This is a genomic window from Paenibacillus apii (assembly GCF_011043685.1).
GTDB lineage: Bacteria > Bacillota > Bacilli > Paenibacillales > Paenibacillaceae > Paenibacillus_AQ > Paenibacillus_AQ sabinae.
Genome location: NZ_JAAKGU010000013.1, coordinates 43,706 through 63,595 on the forward strand (window position 1 = coordinate 43,706; position 19,890 = coordinate 63,595).

Annotated in this window: 20 protein-coding genes and 1 pseudogene; 11 read left to right on the top strand and 10 right to left on the bottom strand. The window is 56.0% G+C overall.

The genetic code is table 11. The features are described 5' to 3' along the window. Positions 1-73: 73 nt before the first annotated feature. From G5B47_RS21635 to G5B47_RS21650, 4 genes are all read right to left on the bottom strand, one after another. Entirely contained in the window at positions 74-1,804 is a 1,731-nt protein-coding gene (locus G5B47_RS21635; RefSeq protein WP_165102702.1) for an SWIM zinc finger family protein, read from the bottom strand. Between the two features lie 49 nt (positions 1,805-1,853). Next, positions 1,854-4,124, bottom strand: a complete 2,271-nt coding sequence (locus G5B47_RS21640; protein WP_165102705.1) for a sensor domain-containing diguanylate cyclase — start codon at positions 4,122-4,124, stop codon at positions 1,854-1,856. Positions 4,125-4,133: 9 nt separating this feature from the next. Next, the gene (locus G5B47_RS21645; RefSeq protein WP_165102708.1) at positions 4,134-4,775 is read right to left on the bottom strand and encodes a C40 family peptidase; all 642 of its coding nucleotides are present in this window, start codon (positions 4,773-4,775) and stop codon (positions 4,134-4,136) included. Between the two features lie 240 nt (positions 4,776-5,015). Continuing rightward, a complete protein-coding gene (locus G5B47_RS21650; RefSeq protein WP_165102978.1) occupies positions 5,016-5,837 on the bottom strand; it encodes an MFS transporter in 822 nt (273 codons plus the stop codon). A gap of 60 nt (positions 5,838-5,897) precedes the next feature. Here G5B47_RS21650 and G5B47_RS21655 point away from each other — a divergent pair, with 60 nt between their 5' ends. The 5 genes from G5B47_RS21655 to G5B47_RS21675 all read left to right on the top strand — a co-directional run bounded on the left by G5B47_RS21655 (position 5,898) and on the right by G5B47_RS21675 (position 8,414). Next, on the top strand, positions 5,898-6,500 hold the full coding sequence (locus G5B47_RS21655; RefSeq protein ID WP_165102711.1) for a bifunctional transcriptional activator/DNA repair enzyme AdaA: 603 nt from the start codon (positions 5,898-5,900) through the stop codon (positions 6,498-6,500). Continuing rightward, positions 6,466-7,020 carry a methylated-DNA--[protein]-cysteine S-methyltransferase gene (locus tag G5B47_RS21660; protein ID WP_165102713.1) on the top strand — a complete coding sequence of 185 codons (555 nt, stop codon included), beginning with the start codon at positions 6,466-6,468 and terminating at the stop codon, positions 7,018-7,020. The genes G5B47_RS21655 and G5B47_RS21660 overlap by 35 nt, the downstream gene beginning before the upstream one ends. Further along, positions 7,001-7,900 carry a DNA-3-methyladenine glycosylase family protein gene (locus G5B47_RS21665; RefSeq protein ID WP_165102716.1) on the top strand — a complete coding sequence of 300 codons (900 nt, stop codon included), beginning with the start codon at positions 7,001-7,003 and terminating at the stop codon, positions 7,898-7,900. Before G5B47_RS21660 ends, G5B47_RS21665 begins: the two co-directional genes overlap by 20 nt. Before the next feature lie 119 nt (positions 7,901-8,019). Continuing rightward, positions 8,020-8,247, top strand: a complete 228-nt coding sequence (locus G5B47_RS21670) for a hypothetical protein (protein ID WP_165102718.1) — start codon at positions 8,020-8,022, stop codon at positions 8,245-8,247. Continuing rightward, on the top strand, positions 8,244-8,414 hold the full coding sequence (locus G5B47_RS21675; protein WP_165102721.1) for an N-acetyltransferase: 171 nt from the start codon (positions 8,244-8,246) through the stop codon (positions 8,412-8,414). The genes G5B47_RS21670 and G5B47_RS21675 overlap by 4 nt, the downstream gene beginning before the upstream one ends. Positions 8,415-8,509: 95 nt before the next feature. On the opposite strand, the gene G5B47_RS21680 is transcribed toward G5B47_RS21675, so the two are convergent. The 3 genes from G5B47_RS21680 to G5B47_RS21690 all read right to left on the bottom strand — a co-directional run bounded on the left by G5B47_RS21680 (position 8,510) and on the right by G5B47_RS21690 (position 9,533). Next, on the bottom strand, positions 8,510-8,722 hold the full coding sequence (locus tag G5B47_RS21680; protein ID WP_165102724.1) for a cold-shock protein: 213 nt from the start codon (positions 8,720-8,722) through the stop codon (positions 8,510-8,512). 83 nt (positions 8,723-8,805) lie between these two features. Continuing rightward, entirely contained in the window at positions 8,806-9,006 is a 201-nt protein-coding gene (locus G5B47_RS21685; RefSeq protein ID WP_025332779.1) for a cold-shock protein, read from the bottom strand. 227 nt (positions 9,007-9,233) lie between these two features. Further along, positions 9,234-9,533 (bottom strand): hypothetical protein, encoded by a 300-nt coding sequence (locus G5B47_RS21690; RefSeq protein ID WP_165102726.1) that lies wholly within the window; start codon positions 9,531-9,533, stop codon positions 9,234-9,236. On the opposite strand from G5B47_RS21690, the pseudogene G5B47_RS21695 reads away from it, so the two are divergent. From G5B47_RS21695 to clpB, 4 genes and pseudogenes are all read left to right on the top strand, one after another. Continuing rightward, positions 9,520-9,741 (top strand): annotated as a pseudogene (locus tag G5B47_RS21695) (GNAT family N-acetyltransferase); the annotation flags it as partial. The gene G5B47_RS21690 and the pseudogene G5B47_RS21695 overlap by 14 nt on opposite strands. A gap of 153 nt (positions 9,742-9,894) precedes the next feature. Then, entirely contained in the window at positions 9,895-10,323 is a 429-nt protein-coding gene (locus G5B47_RS21700) for an Hsp20/alpha crystallin family protein (RefSeq protein ID WP_165102729.1), read from the top strand. Positions 10,324-10,507: 184 nt separating this feature from the next. After that, positions 10,508-11,482 carry a DnaJ domain-containing protein gene (locus G5B47_RS21705; protein ID WP_165102731.1) on the top strand — a complete coding sequence of 325 codons (975 nt, stop codon included), beginning with the start codon at positions 10,508-10,510 and terminating at the stop codon, positions 11,480-11,482. Positions 11,483-11,582: 100 nt separating this feature from the next. After that, positions 11,583-14,219: an ATP-dependent chaperone ClpB gene (clpB, locus tag G5B47_RS21710; RefSeq protein ID WP_165102734.1), complete on the top strand. Its 2,637-nt coding sequence runs from the start codon at positions 11,583-11,585 to the stop codon at positions 14,217-14,219. Positions 14,220-14,312: 93 nt separating this feature from the next. On the opposite strand, the gene G5B47_RS21715 is transcribed toward clpB, so the two are convergent. Further along, positions 14,313-14,759, bottom strand: coding sequence for a GNAT family N-acetyltransferase (locus G5B47_RS21715; RefSeq protein ID WP_165102736.1), 447 nt, complete (start codon positions 14,757-14,759; stop codon positions 14,313-14,315). 259 nt (positions 14,760-15,018) lie between these two features. Here G5B47_RS21715 and G5B47_RS21720 point away from each other — a divergent pair, with 259 nt between their 5' ends. Together G5B47_RS21720 and G5B47_RS21725 are read left to right on the top strand one after the other, a co-directional pair. Next, positions 15,019-16,260, top strand: a complete 1,242-nt coding sequence (locus tag G5B47_RS21720) for a stalk domain-containing protein (RefSeq protein ID WP_165102739.1) — start codon at positions 15,019-15,021, stop codon at positions 16,258-16,260. A gap of 315 nt (positions 16,261-16,575) precedes the next feature. Next, positions 16,576-17,928, top strand: a complete 1,353-nt coding sequence (locus G5B47_RS21725) for an RNA-guided endonuclease TnpB family protein (protein WP_165102742.1) — start codon at positions 16,576-16,578, stop codon at positions 17,926-17,928. A 194-nt stretch (positions 17,929-18,122) separates the two neighbouring features. Here G5B47_RS21725 and G5B47_RS21730 read toward each other — a convergent pair whose 3' ends face one another. Both G5B47_RS21730 and G5B47_RS21735 read right to left on the bottom strand, forming a co-directional pair. Then, positions 18,123-18,341 (bottom strand): hypothetical protein, encoded by a 219-nt coding sequence (locus tag G5B47_RS21730; protein ID WP_165102745.1) that lies wholly within the window; start codon positions 18,339-18,341, stop codon positions 18,123-18,125. A gap of 29 nt (positions 18,342-18,370) precedes the next feature. Next, positions 18,371-19,645, bottom strand: a complete 1,275-nt coding sequence (locus tag G5B47_RS21735) for an MFS transporter (RefSeq protein WP_407945238.1) — start codon at positions 19,643-19,645, stop codon at positions 18,371-18,373. Positions 19,646-19,890: the final 245 nt, after the last annotated feature.

Sequence of the window (19,890 nt, forward strand, 5' to 3'; positions counted from 1 at the left end):
GTCAAGCCATACAGCAGCGCATCTCCGTATTCGCTGAGGCTGAACCGGACCGAAATATTCCGCAATCGTCCGTTCATGGTGTCAACTTTCCTTTCCGAAGCTCTTCCTGGAGCGCCCGCAGCCGGCTGTGGCGGGCAGTAAACGATTCGAGATAACGCTCGAATCGATCCTCCGCTTTTATTTTCTTATACAGCTTATTCAGACGCTTAAGCAGCTTCACCGCCGCTTTATAGCTGCTTCTGTTCTTCTCCAAGACGTACCGCTCCACCGCCTGATGATAGAACGGCAGCAGCAGCTCGGGCGCGTGCTTCTCCAGCGGCTGCAGATCCCGCACCCTGAAATTCGCCGGATCTTTGCCCGAGCTGAGCTGGTAATCCATCCATTCCCGCCAGCGGCCGCGCTCCAGCAGCTTCTCCTCGTAAATGCTTCCGCTAAGCGGAAGCATGGCTGCCAGTTCCCGCCACATTAACGGCTCGCTTTCGGGCAGAAGCCTTACCGCTTCCTCCCAGAAGCGGGCATAGCTCTCAAGCCCGTTCCGGCGCTGCCCGGCGAGCAGTTCGCCGGTCCCGGTCAGCCAGTTCACCAGCCGCTGCGATTCCCCGGCTTCCGACAGGCAGTCCCAGAACATGTCCAGCCGTTCCGGGCGGAAGCCCGGCCGGTCCGCTGCCTCCCGAAGCAGACTTAAAGCCTGATCGTCTTCCAACTGGAGGAAATGCATCCAGGCTCGCGCGGTCAGCGAGGCCGGACGGGGCGAAGTATCCGTCCGATTCGCTTCTTCCTGCTCCAGCCGCCGCAGTTCTTCCTTTAGAAGCGAAGAGTCCGGCATTTCGGGAATGATCCACTGTCTCCACAGCAAATAATAAAGACCCGAATAAAAGCCTTGTTCCCTTGATTCTGTGAGCAGCTCCTGCCGCAGATACCCAAGCGTGTCCATGATCCGGTTCCGCTGCTCCGGCTCGGAGGCGAGGGGCAGCGGCGTTTGCAGAGCGCGCTCGATCTCATCCTGGAGTTCGGTTACGACGATATGAGTATAATAGCCGAGAGAAGGCGCAGAGGCGCCAGAGCGCCCGGCCGAAGGATGGGTGATGTTGTTCAGAACAAAGAGGCGGGCGTGCAGAACGAACAGCTTCTCCAGACCGGGGGAAAGCGGCGGCTTGATCCGGAGGATCGAAGCGAGCGCTTCCTGGGCATAACGGGGATTCCGGGTGTCTTTGGCCTGACCGGGTACACATTGGGCGAACCATTCATGCCACTCGGCGACGTTCATGACCGGGATGAGCCGTCCGCGCTCGTTAAGGGATTCCCGGTTTCCAGACCGAAACCCGTCATTTGCTTCGCCGTGGCGGCCTGCTCTTGCAGCATGGCCCGTTCCATGGACGTTGGTGCCGATTCCGGGAGAGCTTCCCGCTCCGCCATCGGCAGTTCCGCCCGCCTGTGGGGCACGGGCGGAACTTACAGCAGCCCGTGCCTGGGCGGACGATTTGGCATTGGCCAGCATCGGCACCGGCCGTCCCTGCGTTTCGGCAAAGTTCATCAGGACGGCCGCCATATGCTTGCACGGACCCGGGACAGGGCAGCTGCAGCTGCTGATCGAGATGGCCCCCAGGACGATCTCGACGCTGTACCGCTCTGTACCGTCAACGAAGGCTGTGACCAGTCCGGGCGGAACGGCCTTTAAGCCGATAACGCGCTTCTGCTTATAATATTGAAAGCCCCGTTTAAGGGCCAGGTCGTCAAAATAATACGCCGCATCTTGGATGAGCCGGCCCCAGCCGGCGTCATCAAGGATGTGTCTCGATTCCATGAGGTCAGTCTCCTGTAGCTTAAGGTTGTTTCATTATACCACTTCTGCGCTAGGCGAAGTGTCCCGTAGTTTCATATTCCTTTACGCAGTTTCGCCCGTTATTTTTCGCTTTGTACAGCGCTTGGTCTGCTTGGTCGATAAGCATCGTAATGCCGCTTGTGTCCGGCGAGGCCGCCGCGACGCCCAAGCTGATCGTATATCTGATGCTGTTCGAATCTTCAAGCGGGACGGGGGAGGCGGAGATGCTTTTTCGCATGATCTCAGCCAGGCGGTACGCCTGCTTGGGGGGAATTCCGGGAAGCAGGATCACAAATTCCTCGCCGCCGTACCGGCCGATAATGCCGCGGGGCTGAGCCAATTCGGCGAGCCGTTTCGCCGTTTCCTGAATAACCTTGTCGCCCGCAAAATGGCCATGCCGGTCATTGATGCTCTTAAAGTGGTCGATATCGACCATGATCAGCGACAAGGGCTTGTCCATGCTCCAGCATTGGGACAAGTGCCTGTTGGCCAGGCTCATAAAATAGCTGCGGTTATACACCCCTGTCAAACCGTCCGTAGAGGCCATACGGTTAATCTCCGAGAACAGACGGGCATTTTCAATAGAGATGCCGATCTGTCCGGCAAAATCGCGGAGGATTACTCTTTCGCTCTCAGCAAAGCTCTTGGAGAAATAACTGTACAGCACGACCAGACCCAGCACACGGTCGCGGTACAGGATCGGGATTCCGATACAGGTTTTGGTACCCGGGATTAGGCGAAAGGAGGCTGCACCCGGATCGGAGTGGAGCAAGAGCCTTTTTTCACGGATCAAAACGCCGAAGAATGGTTCAGTCTCAAGCTCCGTCAAGTGCAGCCCTTCCCACAGCCCGCTGCCAACCGAGGCATTCAGTACGTACCCTTCGGCGTTCTTTAACAGAATAAAGCCGTTCTCGCAGGCCGTTACCTTGGAGAGACTGATCAGAGTGTAATGAAGAAGCTTGTCTAAATCATGGGTCGATGTCAGCTTTTTCGTCATTTCATGCAGGTTCTTGAGCAGGATTCCCTGCTTCTCTTCAAGCAATTTTTCTTGCTTGATGAGGTTGAACCGGTCCGCCAGTGCTACGGACAGGAGAAGGGTCTCGGCTACCGAGCCGAACCGTACGGAATACAGCGACAGAAAGTTCAGGGGAAGCAGCTTGTAAGCGGCCAAGATATTTAGTGTGGAGCCCGCAAACAGAACCAGCCATGAAGCGATATAGAAAAAGACGGACCGCATCCGAAACCGCACGGCCGCTACCGCAGACAGGCAGACTAAAATGCTGGCGGACGCAAGGTAGACGGCTAATTTGGTGCATAAGCCCGGTGACATAAATATCATACCGGGCAGCGTCAGAACAAGTCCGGCTATGAAGGCGCACATCAGTTTGTTCACCCGCGGCGAATATTTAGGAACCGACAGAAAGGTTCGCGAGAACGCGCATGTGAACAGACAGGTCAATACGATAAGAACGGGATTGGACTTCAGCTCCCAAGCGGGATGCTCCGGCCATAAATATTGGTAGGCGAATCCGTCCCAAACGGCCTGCATGACCGCAAAGGAAACGATAAAGAGTACATAGTACAGATAAACCCTGTCCCTGATCGACACAAAGAGAAAGCTGTTGTAAAGCGCCATTGCGAACATAATCCCGTAATACATGCCGAACAAAAGTCCCGAGCGCTGTTCCCTTTCTATAAAGCTCTGTGTCTCCCACAGCTTCATCGGAAGCTGCAGATAACTGTCGGTTTGAATCTGAAAATACAGCCGCTGCCCGGATTCCGGGGGGAACGAAAGATTGAAAATAAAATTCCGATGGTTGAAGGTCCGCTCATTGAAGGGCAAACTTCTACCTGTCCGGGTCTGGCGCAAAAAATGGCGTTCATCGTCAAATTGGTACAGGGTCACCCGGCTGAGATGAGGTTTACTGAGTTCGAGCAGAAGCTCTCTCGTTCTGGAAGAGGCATTGAACAGGTCCAGCTTGACCCAATAGGTTGAACCTTTAATCGAGCCGCTGAGACCGCTGGTTTTGTAAGGTATGAACAACGAATCCATTGCAGGGCTTGCAACATCCTTGATCGTGAGCTGTCCGTCGTTGTCCTCCCATATTTTCAACTCGTCCTGAAGATCCGTATTTGTACGGAGGCTGCCGGGTCCGGCGGTCTCTTCAAGCCGGGCCGAATCTGCTGTCCGGCTGCAGGGCAGCATTAGCAAAGCGACGATCACCAGTCCGAACACAAGCAATCCAATCCGGCCTTTGCGGAATTTTGAAGCTGCCGAAGATGCGGTTAATGTGGCCTTCATCTTCTTCTGTCAGGTCGACGATTTGATGCCGGCGAGGTCGATTTCGATTTCTTCCCTGAATGAGCCTTTAAGCAGCTGAAGATGTCCGTCCGAGGAGAAATCGCTCGGCATAAATCCGTTGATCACGGCATTTGGGTCAAGCAGGCCCATCTTGATGTAAGACTCGGCGACAAGCTCGCTGCAGGTATAGTTGTCCAGCTTGGAATGAATCTTGAAGATCCGCCCTTCAAGTACCTCCAGAATCATTTCCCATTCACCGGGGTTAGGAATGCCATGCAGCTCCGTAAACAGGGTGTGCAGACTCGAAATCATCTCTTCGCTCCGCTCAACGTCGAGAGGTCTTACGGCGTACCGGGGCGGAACATATGGGGTGACATCGCTTCCGTAGGTTTCCAGCCTTTTCTGCAAATCGACCAGCTTCGGCCCCGTGAGATGATCGTTCTTCAAGACGTCCGGCAGATTCGTCAAAGCCGTAGACTCCCACAGCAGCGGAATCTCAATCCCGGGAATCCGCACCACCATGGCTACATGAGACCACAGGCTGCCTTCCAGTTTTTCGACAAGCTTGCTGATTTCATATTGTCCGCTGAACAGAATCAAATCGCCCGTCCGCAGCTCCGATTGTATTTCCGAGTATGGTATTTTTTTCATAATTATCTCTCCCGCAGTAAGGTTGGATCCCTTTGTACTTTCTTAAGCATGTATTCGATGGGATGGAATAATAATCCTGTTGAATTATAAGAAAAAGGAGATTTTTATCACGGTGCGCGTCGGATTGGATCGAATTTTGCTGGCTGTGCAATCCGGGGCCGGGAACGCTTTTATGCAAAACGGCTGCATCCCCGATGTTCGGGCGGCGCAGCCGTTCTATTTTGCAGTGATATGGGGAGACTACAGGGTTTCAGGGATCGTGCCGGTGACGGTTTCAGCGGACTCCTCTTTTTTGGGAGAGAGCACTTCTTTTTTAAGAAACCAGCAAATGAAAAATGTCAGAATAACAAAAACGAGCGAAATCGAGAACACATTCTGGAAGGCTTGCGTGAACACCGTTTTCACCTCGTTCAGCAGCTGCGGCGAGATGCCGGCCGGGATTCCACCCGCCGCCAGATTCTCCGATGTGCCGGGAGGCAGCTGACTGCTGAGCGGTGCGACGCCTCTGCTGATATGGCCGGAGAGCAGGCTGCCGAACACGCTGAGCCCGATGGTCGCCCCGAGCGATTGGAACAGCTGGACCGTGGATAAGGCGATGCCGCTGTGTTTTTTATCTACCGATTCCTGAACAATCAGCGTATTCCCGCCGAACATAGCCCCCATGCCGACGCCCAGGATCACAAAGCAGACGATGATGTAAAGGACGCCCGTGTGGATGCTGATGCGCGACAGCAGGAAAAAGCCGGCAATAGGCAGCGTGAAGAACAGGATAAACAGGTTCCGGTAAGCGACGCGCGTGATCAGCGAACCGAACACAATGCTGGCCGGGATCACACCAGCCATGAACGCCAGCGACAGATAGCCGGAAGCGGTTGGCGTCAAGCCCATGACATTTTGCGAGAAGAACGGAAAGAGGGCAATCCCGCCCATAATGCCCAGCATCAGGATGAACACCAGAATGGAGAGAACGACGACGTTCCGGTTCTTGAATAAATGCAAGGGAATGACGGGTTCTTCCGCCCGGCGCTCGATGAGAACACTGTCGTATTCTTGCTCTCTTATCCGTCAAGCCTGCCCCGCGGAAGGGCAATCGGGTATAATGGCGGTGTGGAGGGATGCTTCATGGATCAGGCATTATTCGATCTTGTCTATCAGGCCGTCGCCCGGCGCGACACCCGGTATGACGGGGTTTACTATACCGGGGTCAAGACCACCGGCATCGTATGCCGGCCATCCTGCCGGGCCAGAACGCCCAAGCCGGGCAATGTAACGTTCTATCCGTCGATGGAGGAGGCGCTTCAGGCGGGCTTCCGCCCATGCAAAAGATGCCGCCCCGACGAGGGCGGGCCGCTGCGCCCGGACGCCGTTCTGGCGGCTCAAGCCGATGCCGTGATCAACGCCGGGTACGGAGAGCGGCTGACGCTAAGTGGCCTGGCCGACCGGCTGAAGGTCAGCGCTGCCCATCTTCACCGGGTATACAAGGAAGTAACTGGCCTTACACCGGCCGCCAAGCTGGACCGGGTACGGCTGGACAAGGCCTGCGGGCTTCTGCGGCTTGGCCGGATGCCCGTGTCCGAAATCGGCAGGGCTGTCGGCTTTCGCGGCGCTTCCCATTTTGCCGCATGGTTTCACCGGCACACGGGAGCATCGCCAACGGAATACAGAGAACGGATTCAAGGAGGAACGGCCAATGAGCCAGAAGACAATATACCGGCACGCCCTTAGCTTTGGGGGCCGGACATGGACGCTTTGGGGCGGCGCGGACGGGCTGTGCCGCCTGTCCTTTCAGCATGACACGGAGCAGACGGCAAAGGCTTGGCTGGACCGCTACGCTCCGGGCAGCAGCGTAACTGACGATAAGCGGCCCTTTGAAGAATGGGGAGCGATTCGCCTGCTGGAGGACTACTTTGCCGGTCGGCGGCCGGACTTCCGGGAGCTGCCGCTCGATCTTAGGGGAACGGCGTTTCAGCGGGAGGTATGGACGGCGCTTGGCGATATTCCGTATGGCGAGGTCATCACGTACGGGGAGCTGGCGGGGCGAATCGGCCGGCCGGGGGCGATGCGCGCCGTGGGTGCGGCGAACGGCCGAAACCCGCTGCCGGTGTTTCTTCCCTGCCACCGGGTGATCGGGGCGAACGGCACCCTGACCGGCTATGCCGGAGGGCTCCGGCTCAAGCAGGAGCTGCTGGAACTGGAGGGAATCGCCCATGTGGCGGCGGCCGGACATGAACGATTTGCTTTTTGAGCTGCCGCTGCCGGAGCTGTTCGACTGGAAGGCCTGTCTCGATTATATGGCGCGCTCGCCGCTGGAATGTCTGTACAGGACGGACGGCGAAGGGGTGACTCGCCTGCTTCGGGCGGATAGCGGGGCGCTGCTGATCCGGCTGACCGCGCCGGAGCAGGAGCGGCTGCGGGTGGAGCTGCTGGAAGGGAAGCGGCCGGGGGATGCCGGGCTGGAAGAACTGGCGCGGTATATCCGCGACTGGTTCGATCTGGACCGCGATCTTAGGCCGTTCTATAAGCTGGCTGCGGATGATCTCCTGCTCGGCCCGCTGACGGAACGGTTTCGCGGCCTGCGCATAGTCGGCATCCCCGACTTGTTCGAGGCTCTGTGCTGGGCGATTCTCGGGCAGCAGGTCAACCTCGCCTTCGCGTACAAGCTGAAGGCGAGGCTTGCCGAAGGCTACGGCGAGTCCGTACATTGGTTGGGCAATCGCTACCATCTGTTCCCGCTGCCGGAGCGGCTGCTCGGCGCGCCGGAGGAGGAGCTGTGCGCCCTGCAGCTGAGCCGGAGCAAGGCGCGGACGATTACTGCCGTCGCCGGTCTCATCGCCGACGGCGCGCTAAGCCGGGAAGAGCTGCTGGCCCTCGGCTCGCCGGAGGAAGCCGAGGCGAGGCTTACGGCGGTGAAGGGAATCGGTCCCTGGACCGCCCAGTATGTAAGAATGCGCTGCCTGCGCGACGCTTCGTCTTTTCCCATCGGGGATGTCGGCCTGCACAACGCCGTCAAGTCCGTGCTTCAGATGGACCGAAAGCCTTCGCTTCCTGAGCTGAGGGAGCTGTTCGCGGGCTGGCGGGGCTGGGAGGCTTACGCGACCTTTTATTTGTGGCGGGTGCTGTATTGAGGGGCCGGCGCCGGGCGGAAGTTTTTTGGCAAAAGTATGGATTAACGAAGATTCAAGGATTATTCTTACAAATAGAAGAGCCGCGCTCACGGCCCTTATTTTTTAACGATGAAAATGGGGTGACCCCTCGCACGGGGAGCGTCTGGGCGGCTTCCATGCTGCACACGAGCCATAACCTGTTCTGGCTAATCCTGTCCACGCTGTTTGCGGATCGATTACCGGCCGCCAAAGTGATCACGGGGGACATGAGTCTGGCGGTTGCCGTTTTTTATGCGGTACTGACGCTGTACTTGTGGAAGCGCGCGAATCGGGGAGCGCAAGAACAAGCGGGAAACCACGCGGCTTGACGGCCGAGCAGGGCTTCGCCAGCATCCGCCCGGTTGTACACGAACCCAACGAGACGGCTGTCAGCATGTACCGGCGCAGCGGCTATACGCCGATTGGGGCTATCACCCACCCGCTGCGCAAGGCGCCTTACCTGTGCTGCGAGAAGATTCTGGAGGCTGGGGGTTAATGGCGATTTTGGGACGAATCCGGGATTCGAAGGAGAAACAAAAATAAACTTCGGCCAAGGCCGAAGCTTGAGGTTAACCTTTGTGGTGCTTTAATTTAATGTTTGGATTGAGAGGGACTTGTATTAACTACCGCAGGGAGCATTTTTTCGCCTTTCTCCATCGGAGATTGGCATATGGAACAGGTGGGCTGGACCAAGAAAACAAAATTGTCTCTCATCCAACCGTTGCAGCTTTCATTGGTACAGGACCATATGGCCGTGAGTTCCTCCGGAATATTGTCCAGAGGTCTTTTTCGTGAATAGTACAAGAAGCATCCTTCTTTCTCTCACGGAGTTATTGTCATAAAAAACAAACGCCCCAAACGCTAGGTTCGGGGCGTGTTTTCCGGATTTACAGTTTAACGACGTTCTCGGCTTGCGGACCGCGGTTGCCTTGAACGATGTTGAACTCAACGCGTTGGCCTTCATCAAGAGTCTTGAAGCCTTCGCTGACGATTGCGCTGAAATGCACGAATACGTCGCTGCCGCCTTCAACCTCGATAAAGCCAAAGCCTTTGTCCGCGTTAAACCATTTAACTGTTCCTGTTTCCATTGTAGAAAACCTCCTTGTTTTTTGAACATGACCTTCTTATTTACTTAAAAATAAAAAATCACATATTGCGCAAGGTTATGCACTCAAAATCATAACCCTCTGCAATATGTGAGTTCAGGTCAAAATTCCAATACAGTAATCTTAGCAGATTCCGGAGGCGGATACAACCTATATTTAAAATTGATTTAAATGCTTCCATAACAAACTGCATGGGTGGCCGAATTTATTTAATCCAGCCACGCTGCCTTCAGCACCCTGATGCCGTCGTCAATGCGCTCCTCTGGTATTCCTCCGAAGCCAAGAATAAATGATGGTTCCTTCCAGGACGGTCGGTTCCACCAGGTGTAGCTCATCGGCGCGATCCGGACATCGGCCTCCCTTGCCGCCGCTGCAAGCTCCTCCTCCGTGCCGCCGCTCTTAACGGTAAGCAGCAGATGAAAACCGTCGTTCCTGCCAGACAGTGCCGCCGCATCTCCGAAATGGCGATTTATTGACCGAATGACGGCGTCGTAATACGGCTTTGGCATTTTGAATCTGCACCGGATCGAGCTTGAAGCATATTCGTACAACAAGCGTGCGCTCCATGTGTACGAGAGTCTGGGATTTACAAAAGAGGGCGTGCGCAGGGAAGCGCTGTACTATGATCATGAATACCATGACATTATCACGATGAGCCTTCTGGAAGAAGAATACAGGAAGAAGTTCTGCAACAAAGGTCAAAAAAGGTCAAATTAATCAAAACAGCAAAATAAATCTTAGTAAACGCCCCAGGACGCCGAAATTCGGCGTTTTTTCGTCTGTAATCGGCTTTGAGACTTATTCGGAGGAGGGCTATAATAAACATGTAAGGTCAAATAAAGTCAAAGTCAAATGAGAGGGGAATGCAAGATGTTTGATCTGGTTCCTTTTGGAAAACGGCGTGAAGAGGCCTTCGGCGATTTGTTTGGGGACGACTTCTTCGCTCCGCTCAAGAGCTCTACCCTGTCGATCCGCACCGATATCCGCGAAGCCGAGGACCGCTATTTGATTGAGGCCGAGCTTCCGGGATTCACTAAAGATGATATTGTCATTGATTACGCGGCGCCGTACCTGACGATCAAGGCGGTGCGAAAAGAAGAGAACACCGAGGAAAACAGCGACCGGCAGATCGTCCGCAAGGAGCGCCGATACGGAGAATACGTCCGCAGATTTTACGTTCAGGACATCAAGGAAGAGGGCATCCGCGCTTCCCTGAAGAACGGCGTATTGTCGCTTGAGGTACCGAAACGGCAAAAACCGGAGGGCACGCGGATTGAAATCCGGGATGACGAACAATAAGGCGAATTTCTTAAATAAAAAGATAGAAATTGGCCATTAAATAGATACGAAGAGCGCATTGTAGATGAATTTCCGGCTATAGTGCGCTTTTTTTCGAAGATATACGGGCTTAAGGCACTATCACGATTACAGCGCAGGCATTACGGGGAAATAAATAATATAGGAAAGAAAGGGGGGCGCGCAGATGGCGGAACCCGGATATTATGAAGTGCTCGGCGTCAGCAAGGACGCATCCAGACAGGACATCAAAAAAGCGTACCAAAAGCTCGCCAAGCAGTGGCATCCCGATGTGAACAAGTCGCCCGGAGCGGAGGAACGGTTCAAAAAAATAGCCGAGGCGTATGAAACGCTCGGGAACGAGGAGAAGCGCAAAGCCTACGACGAAGCTCTGAAGTACGGCTTCGGCCGCGGACCGTCGGGCGGCGGGACCTCCTGGGAAGCGCCAGGCGGAGGATGGAGCGAAGGCTTTTCCTTCAGTGGCGAGGACATTCCGGACGGCGACCTTTTCAACATGTTCTTCGGCGGCGGGGGAGCGGCTAAACGGGCGGGTTTTGATTTTTTCTCGAGCGGACGGCGGCCGGGAACCGGCGGTTTTGCCGGAAGCATGGGCGGCATGGGCAATATGGGCGGCATGATGGAAGCGCGGCTCGACATTACGCTGGAACAGGCCTATAAAGGAGGCGCCGTCACCGTCCAGGCCGGAGGGCGGACGGTGACCGTCAATATCCCGCCAAGGTCGGGTGACGGAACGGCAATCTCCGTGCCGGAAAGCGGCGAGATGCTGATTGTCCTGAACATCCGCTCACACGAGACCTACGAAGTGAACGGCGGGGATCTTCGCGGCACCCTGCAAATCGCCCCCTGGCAGGCCGTGCTCGGCGGCGGGGCCAAAGTCTCCCTGCCGGACGGAAGCGCGGTCAAGCTGAAGATACCGGCGGGCATCCGAAGCGGCCGAACGCTGCGAATACCCGGCAAGGGGCTGAAGCGGGAGAACGGCTCATACGGAGATGTGCTGTTCGACATCGAGCTGGTTGTGCCGGAACAGGTAAGCGAGGCCGAGAAGCAGCTGTACCGGCAGCTAGAGCAGTCCTCGGGCTTTCAGGCGGGCGCCAAAAGGCGGCCCCCCGAAGGCAAGCGCCGCGGCGCTGCGGCCGGGTAAGCGGGCGTGGGGCAGGATCGCTGGCTAAGGCCATAAGCGAGGACTGGAACGGGAACGACTGAGTATGAAAAGAGATTAAGTGGAAGGGAATGAAGCAGAAATGGACTTCAATAAATTAACGCAAAAGCTGCAGGAAGCTGTCGCTTCCGCGCAGTCATTGGCCTCGGGCGCAGGGCACCAGGAGATCGATAACCCCCATCTGCTCAAAGCGCTGCTGGAGCAGCATGAGGGCCTGCTCCCCCGGCTGCTGCAAAAAATGAATGTGCCGGTAAACGAGCTGCTGAGCCGCACCGATGAGCTGCTGCGGCGGAAGGCTTCCGTCGGCGGCTCAGGCGCCGGAACGGTGCGGCGGTACGCTTCGCAGGCGCTGATCGCCACACTGGAGCAGGCCGAGAAGGAAGCAGCGGCCATGCAGGATGACTTCGTGGCGGTGGAGCATGCCGTGCTGGCGATGGTATCCGGCAGCAGCGGAAGCCCGGACATCCGCCGGATCTTCGAAGCCCAGGGGGTGACGCGCGAGAAGCTGCTGAAGGTTCTGGCGGAGATTCGCGGTCACCAGCGGGTGACGAGCCGGGAGCCGGAAGCGACTTACGAGGTGCTGGAGAAGTACGGCCGCGACCTCGTGGCCGAGGTGCGCGCGGGCAAGGTTGATCCCGTCATCGGCCGCGACGGCGAGATCCGCCGGGTGATCCGGATTCTTTCCCGGAAGACGAAGAACAATCCGGTGCTGATCGGCGAGCCGGGCGTCGGCAAGACGGCGATCGTGGAAGGTTTGGCTCACCGGATTGTCCGGCGCGACGTACCGGAGGGATTGAAGGACAAGACGATTTTCTCCCTCGATATGAGCTCGCTTGTCGCCGGAGCGAAGTACCGCGGCGAGTTCGAGGAGCGGCTTCAGGCCGTCCTGAAGGAGATCAAGGAAAGCGACGGCCGGATTATCCTGTTCATCGACGAGCTGCACACGATTGTCGGCGCGGGCAAGACCGAAGGGGCGATGGATGCGGGCAACATGCTGAAGCCGATGCTGGCCAGAGGCGAGCTGCACTGTATCGGCGCGACGACGCTCGACGAGTACCGCAAGTACATTGAGAAGGACCCGGCGCTGGAACGCCGCTTCCAGCAGGTAATGGTCAGCGAGCCGGACGTTGAGGACACGATCTCAATTCTGCGCGGCCTGAAGGAACGGTTCGAGGTGCACCACGGCGTCAAAATCCACGACAGCGCGCTGGTCGCTGCGGGCGTTTTATCGAATCGGTACATTACCGACCGCTTCCTGCCCGACAAGGCGATTGACCTCGTCGACGAGGCCTGCGCAATGATCCGTACGGAGATTGATTCCATGCCGGGCGAAATGGATGAAGTGACGCGGCGGCTGATGCAGATGGAGATTGAAGAAGCGGCGCTTAAAAAAGAAACCGACGAAGCCAGTAAACGCCGCTTGGAGTCGCTCCAGCGGGAGCTGGCCGATCTCAAAGAGAAGCACCTTGAAATGACAGCCCGCTGGGAGAAGGAAAAGTCGGCCATTTCCGGCGTCCGCGAGCTGAAGAAGAAACTGGAGCAGGCGCGCCTGGACTTGGAGCGCGCCCAGGAAGAGTACGACCTGAACAAATCGGCCGAGCTGAGCTACGGCATTATACCGGACCTTGAGCGGGAGGTGAAGGCGGCGGAGGAAGCGGCTCAGCAGGATGGCGATTCCCGGCTGCTGCGCGAGGCGGTGACCGAGGACGAGATCGCCGACATCGTCTCCCGCTGGACCGGCGTTCCGGTCAGCCGGCTCGTAGAGGGCGAACGCGACAAGCTGCTGCGCCTGGAAGAGACGCTGCATGAGCGCGTCGTCGGCCAGGACGAAGCGGTGTCGCTCGTCTCGGACGCCGTGCTGCGGGCGAGAGCCGGCATCAAGGACCCGAACCGGCCGATCGGTTCGTTCTTGTTCCTCGGCCCGACGGGCGTCGGCAAGACCGAGCTGGCGAAGGCGCTGGCGGCCGCGCTGTTCGACCGCGAGGACGGCATGATCCGCATCGACATGTCGGAGTACATGGAGAAGCACAGCGTATCCCGGCTCGTCGGCGCGCCTCCGGGATATGTCGGCTACGAGGAAGGCGGCCAGCTTACGGAAGCGGTGCGGCGCCAGCCGTATACGGTCGTCCTGCTGGATGAAGTGGAGAAGGCCCATCCGGACGTGTTCAACATCCTGCTGCAGCTGCTGGATGACGGCCGCCTGACCGATTCGCAAGGGCGGATCGTCGATTTCAAGAATACGATTGTCATCATGACATCGAACATCGGCTCGCCTCATCTGATTCAGGGCACCGACGACAACGGCGACCTGACGCCAGCGGTCAAGGAACGCGTCATGCGCGAGCTCCGCGGCCATTTCCGCCCCGAGTTCCTGAACCGGGTGGACGACATCGTCATGTTCAAGCCGCTGTCGATTGATGAAATCCGCCAGATCGTCGGCAAGCTCGTGGACGGCCTGCGGGCGCGTCTGGCCGAGCGTCAGGTCGGCCTTGTCCTCACGGACGAAGCGATCCGCTTTATCGCAAAAGAGGGCTTCGATCCCGTGTACGGCGCGCGGCCGCTGAAGCGGTTCATCCAGCGCAGTCTGGAGACCCGGGTCGCCCGTGCGCTGATCTCCGGCGAGGCCGGCGAAGGCTCCGTACTGAAGGTCGGCGAGTCGGACGGAGAACTGACGGTCGCGATCGAGAAGCCGGAAGCCGCGCCAATTGGCAAAGCGTAACACCGGCTTGGACATGATTAGATGAACAGGGACTTTCCTGGACCTTGAAGGTCAAAGGAAGTCCCTGTTTTTTTGCGGGCGGATTACCAGCAGCTACTTCTTCATCAATTGTTTCTTGAATCCTCTCTGGTCGGTGGAATAACCAATGGATTCGTAAAATTTATGCGATGATTCGCGTTTGCTTTCGGATACCAGGATGACATATTTGCAATCTTTGCTTTCTCCGAACCCCTCAAGCGCCTGCATGAGCCGCTTTCCTACACCCTGACCCTGATACTTAGGCAGTACGACTACGTTTTCGATCAGCAGAAAAGAATTGCAATCGCCAACAAGGTCGTAACATGCGATTCCCATGGCAGTGCCGATCACTCTGTCCCCGTCACAGGCGACGGCCACATAATAGTCAGGGTTAGCGGATATAGCTTCGAGCTGTTTTTTCATTGCGGTTAGATTAGACTCTTTGCCGTTAAAGTCAACGAATAACTCGGATAGTCCTGCGACATCGTCAGATTCAGCTTTTCTGATTGTAATAGGATTCAAAATAGCACCTCCGATGAGTTTCCGAACTATATTACCATATTATAGGGAACGGATGGACAATCTTTGTGGGAAAAAAGATGTTCGGCGATCATCCTCTTGAAATGGAGTTCGGCGCTGCCATTCGCGCAGAAATACAAGGTTTTCCCTAGGCCGGTAAGGCAGTGGGAGGTCCCTGTTTTGTTGCGGGTAAGAAACCTTTAACGCCGTTCATCGTCTAATCAGATGGGATATTTTTGAAAATATTTGGGGAGGCAAGAATATGACGGTTAAAAAAGTGCCGAAACCGGCAGTGTGGCTGGTATTATTCGCGTTCTTGGCGGAAGCGGTTGTCATTCCGGTCCGGGATGTCAAAATCTCTGCCGCTGGAGCGGAAGCCGTAGTGCCAGCCATTTCGGCGCTAACGGTGTCCGGCGCCGTGAGTTCCACGGACGCGGTCCGGTTCGACTTGATCAAGCATGAGATGAGAATTAATCTGTCCGGCGGCGAAGCGTCGCTGGATGGAAAGGCTGTCAAGGCGGCGACGCCCATAAAGCGAAACGGCCGATTGTATGTGCCGATGCGATCGCTGGGCGAATCGGGAGCGGTATCCTCTGTTGCCTGGAATTCCGCGAAACGGCAGGTTCGGGTCGTTTCGCGGCGGGAAGAGCTGAATTTCCGCATCGGATCGACCCGGGTATACGACGGGCAGGGCAAGGCTCTGCCAGCGGAGAACTTTACGATTCCGGCGCCGCTGTTAATAGGCGGCACGGCCTATGTTCCGGTGCGCTCGCTGACCTTATTCGGTCTGACGGCGGGTACGGAGAACGGCCAGCTCTTCTGGAGATGGAGCGAGAAGAAGGCGCAGGTGCTGCAGCCCTACTGGGAAACTGGAGAAGATGAAGCCGTATTCACCGTACTCTATGCCAAAGAGCTGTATACGCCGGGAGCCGGGTCTTCAATCGGTTCGGGGGCCTGGAACAGCTCGAGGAAGATTGTAGGGAAGGACATCTATCTGGACGGCTCGCTCTATAACCGTATCCAGCTGTCCGTGCCGCTGGATCCGGGCATCAACCCGGTTGAGATTAGTTCCATAGGGATGGCTGCCGCAGGAATCCGGATCAGACGCAATGTGAGCGACCCGTCCGTGATTCCGGTGAATATTACAGAGGATGGGAAAGAATTTTTGACTCTAGATTCTCCAGCAAGCGGCTACTTGAAACTCAAATCCGGAGACTCTTTCACAATTTCGGGCAAAGTGATCAATCCGCCTAATCTGGCCATCGGTAAATTGACGGTTACGATTCAGCGCTATGTACCGGATGCGGAGGATGTCATAAAGGATTTTACAACGGTTTCCACAAAGGAGATTCCGGTAAAAAACGGGACGTTCAGCGGCAGCGTAACCTTACCTCGGTCCGGTTCATACCGGATTAGTGTGAACGGCTTGACCTATACGACCTTCCCTGGACATGGCCCAGCTTCCGTTACCTGGGCGAACCTGTCGGCGGAAGTGGCGGAATAAGGGCAGTACATGGTTCAAAGGCTGGGTCTGCTAATCAATGGCTCCAAGAAACCAATGCCCTTTTGCGTTCTTGACAAAATAAAAATATAGATATTGGTCGGTTATCCCGGCATCCTGCATGACTTTGCCAATAACTTGAACCTCTATACGGTTCGCATGATCCTGCTTAACAGTGCCAAGCTGATTGAACCGATTTAGTACCTAACCCCCACCTCCAAGCCAACAGTGAAGGTGGGGGTTAGACACGCCCGCTTTACCAAACGTGTGTTCTCGTGTTATGCTAGACTCATCAAACTTGTGGTGGAGGCGTGTCTCATGAAGGTGGTTAAAACACTTAAACATCCGATTACGTCTCACCACCGCATGTTGGATGCGACTCTCCATGTGTATCAAGAGGCGCTCTCGTTCTTGATTGCGGTTATTCAAGAGCAGTTTATGGCCTTGGGATCGTTATCCACCCAATCGGTGGTGACGGCGGTAGAACGGTTGACTCATCGTACCAGGCACAATCCGAATCCGTTCTACGCCGAGTTTGATCAACGCTTTTATAAGTTTCCTTCGTACTTCCGCAGAAGTGCCATTGCCGAAGCGTTTGGCATTGTGAAAAGTCATCATTCCCGTTTTCAGCTTTGGCAAGCCGAGCGGCAACGCACCCAGCAAGAAGGGAAACGCTTTTCGAAGAAACCGCCGACACTCCAGGCTCAGCATCAGGCGTTCCCTTGCTTGTACAAAGGCAATATGTTCATTCGAACCTCCGACAGGGCAGCCAACATCAAGATATTTCATCAAGGCGATTGGGTCTGGCTCCCCATTACCCTTAAAGGGCAAGACCTATTTAAACGCAACGTGTGGAGCATGAAAGAATGCAGCCCCACATTGGTTCGGAAAGGAAAACGCTATGCCCTTCATATCGCCTATGAAGGGGATGTGAAGCTGACTCAGGCGGAACCTTCCAAGCAGCGGGTGTGTGCTGTGGATTTGGGGTTAACGAATTCCGCAGTCTGTTCTGTGATGGACGTAAGCGGCACTGTCTTGGCGAGGACCTTTATCAACCAAGCCAAAGAGAAAGACCGGATGCGGCAAATCACAGGCAAACTGAAACAAGCTCAGCGTCAATCCGGTAGAGGTGCAAAACCGAATTTCTGGCGGCGGATGAACGGCTTACAGACGCATATCGTCCACGATACCGCGCATCAAATCCTCGCCTTTGCCCAAAAGTACCACGCTGATATCATTGTCATGGAGTATTTAGGGAAGATGCGTCTCCCTAAAGGAATGTGGGGAGCCAAGCGGCTTCGTGCCAAACTCCAGTTTTGGGCCAAGCGGCGCATCCAAACGAAAGTGACCGAAATGGCGCATTTCTTGGGGATGCGGGTGTCCATGGTTAGCCCGGCGAATACCAGTGCGCTTGCTTTTGACGGCAGTGGATTTGTACAACGCAACACAAAGCGAGATGTTGCTGTATTCGCAACAGGCAAAACGTATCACGCGGACCTTAATGCCTCGTATAACATCGGCGCACGATACGTGCTACGTAATATACAAAAATCCACATCTGAAAAGACGTGGTTGTCCTTGGAGGCAAAAGACCCTTCATTGGCAAAACGAACGTATTGGACGTTGGCTTCCCTCATTCGGGTGCAACAGGCACTGAGACTTCAAACATGAAGCTCACAAGCGTGTGCAACCCTGTATCGATGCCAACAGAAGCCCCCACTTCATGCATAAAGCTAAGTGGGGGAGAGTTCACAGCATAGTCACGGTTTAACAAATAGAGCTGGGCGCTGCCCGATCGGTCATCGGCACACGCTGCGGAACGCTTCGGCATCTTTATTGGCCATGGAGGTTAGCACGGTTTTCAGTCAGCTTTTAATCTCCTGGTTCAATAACGGTTCGCTGCTGTCCTCCACATTGACAAATACTCCAGCTTTAAAAAACTCGGGAGGCTCCTTTTGGACAGGTGCAGAATTTGGGCTGGGGCCGCTGCTCTCTTGTATGCCGGTAACATCGTTCTCCGCACAGGAGGTTAGTATAACGGCAGCCAGCAATCTGGCAAAACCGGATAAGAACCATTTTCTCATTGTCTACACTCCCACGTTGATTCCAGCCCCTACAACAGCTCCCCCCGCCTCTTCAAATACACGTACAGCGGTATGGCGAACAAGGCGCAGAGCAGGGCGCATAAACCGATGAAAGCATAGCCCGCCTGAAGTCCGGCCAGCAGGCCCTCCCCGGCGCCGCGGCTTGCCGTTACCGCGTTCTTGATGCCGGTGATGATGGCGCCGATCAGGTAATTGCCGATGACGCTGGACACGCCCATCAGGGTGACGATGAACGTGATGGCGGTGTCGCTGCCTTCGCCGTAGCGCTTGGCGATCAGCGCCATAACGGTAGGGTAGATCGGCGCGATGCCGATGCCCGCCGCGGCGAACAGGAACGCTCCCGGCTCGCCTGCCGCGATAGCGGCGAAGGTCAGCAGGCCGGACAGGGCGGAGAAGATGATGAGCGACAGCGTAAAGCCGATTTTATCGGTGACGGGACCGAGGAACAGCCGGGCGAAGGTGAAGCAGAGAAAGAATACGGAGAGCATGCCCGCTGCTGCGGTACCGTCCCAGCCGTAGGCTTTTTCCAGAAAATTGACCAGCCAGCCGCCCACGGCCATTTCGGAAATGACGCCAAAGGACAGGGTGGCGACCAGCATCCAGATGACTGGATCGGCGGCGATGACTTTTAACGGAAGCCGTTCATCCTCGGATGTGCCGCTGCTTGGGAACTTGCCCGCAAAAGCAGGAATCATCGGCAGGATAGCGAGCAGCAGGATCAGCAGATAGACGTCCCGCCAATCGATGGCCCGGCCGCCGATCGACAGCGTCATCAGTCCAGAGGCGATCATCGGCGCGACGGTTGAGCTGAGCCCGTAGAAGAAGTGGGCGAGGTTCATCATCGTCCCGGTGTTGCGGATAAAGATTCGCGCCGCGAGCACGGCGAGCCCGATCTCCAGCATTCCGTTGCCGATGTACATCAGGAAGAAGGAGCTGGAGAGCGCCGGATAGCTGCGGGACAGGAAGATCAGTACGCCGGACAGCACCATGGAACCGAACGACAGCAGGCAGACCGCCTTGATGCCGATTCTGCGGATCAGGTAAGCGGTGAAGGAGCAGGCCAGCAAATAGCCGAGCGAATTTAGCGACAGCAGCAAGCCGATGCGCATTTCATCGAGGCCCATCTCCAGCTGGATGCGGGGAATGGCGGGGCCTTTAATATTCTCGGAGAAGCCGAAGATCAGAAATCCGATAAAGACGGTGAGCAGCTGCAAAATATAAATACGCTTCGGCGACGCCGGAAACGTTTTCGTTTGGGCAGTTTCTTTTGGCAGAGTATCCAATTCAATCCTCCGTAGACGAGTAATCCGGCCGTCCGCAAGGGCGGGGAGCCTAATGTAGTGTATTATACACGGCCCTGACTGTCCGGGGGAAGAGTAGTCCCGAAACCGCAGTATTCGACAATTTTTGAAACATGCAGCCTGCAGAACCGTATAAGGTATTCAACAAGAGCTTTGCCGGCTTTAGATCACGATTCGCCGGTTGCTTTCGGCGCCCTTGTTACGTAGACTATAATCAGTGTCAAATG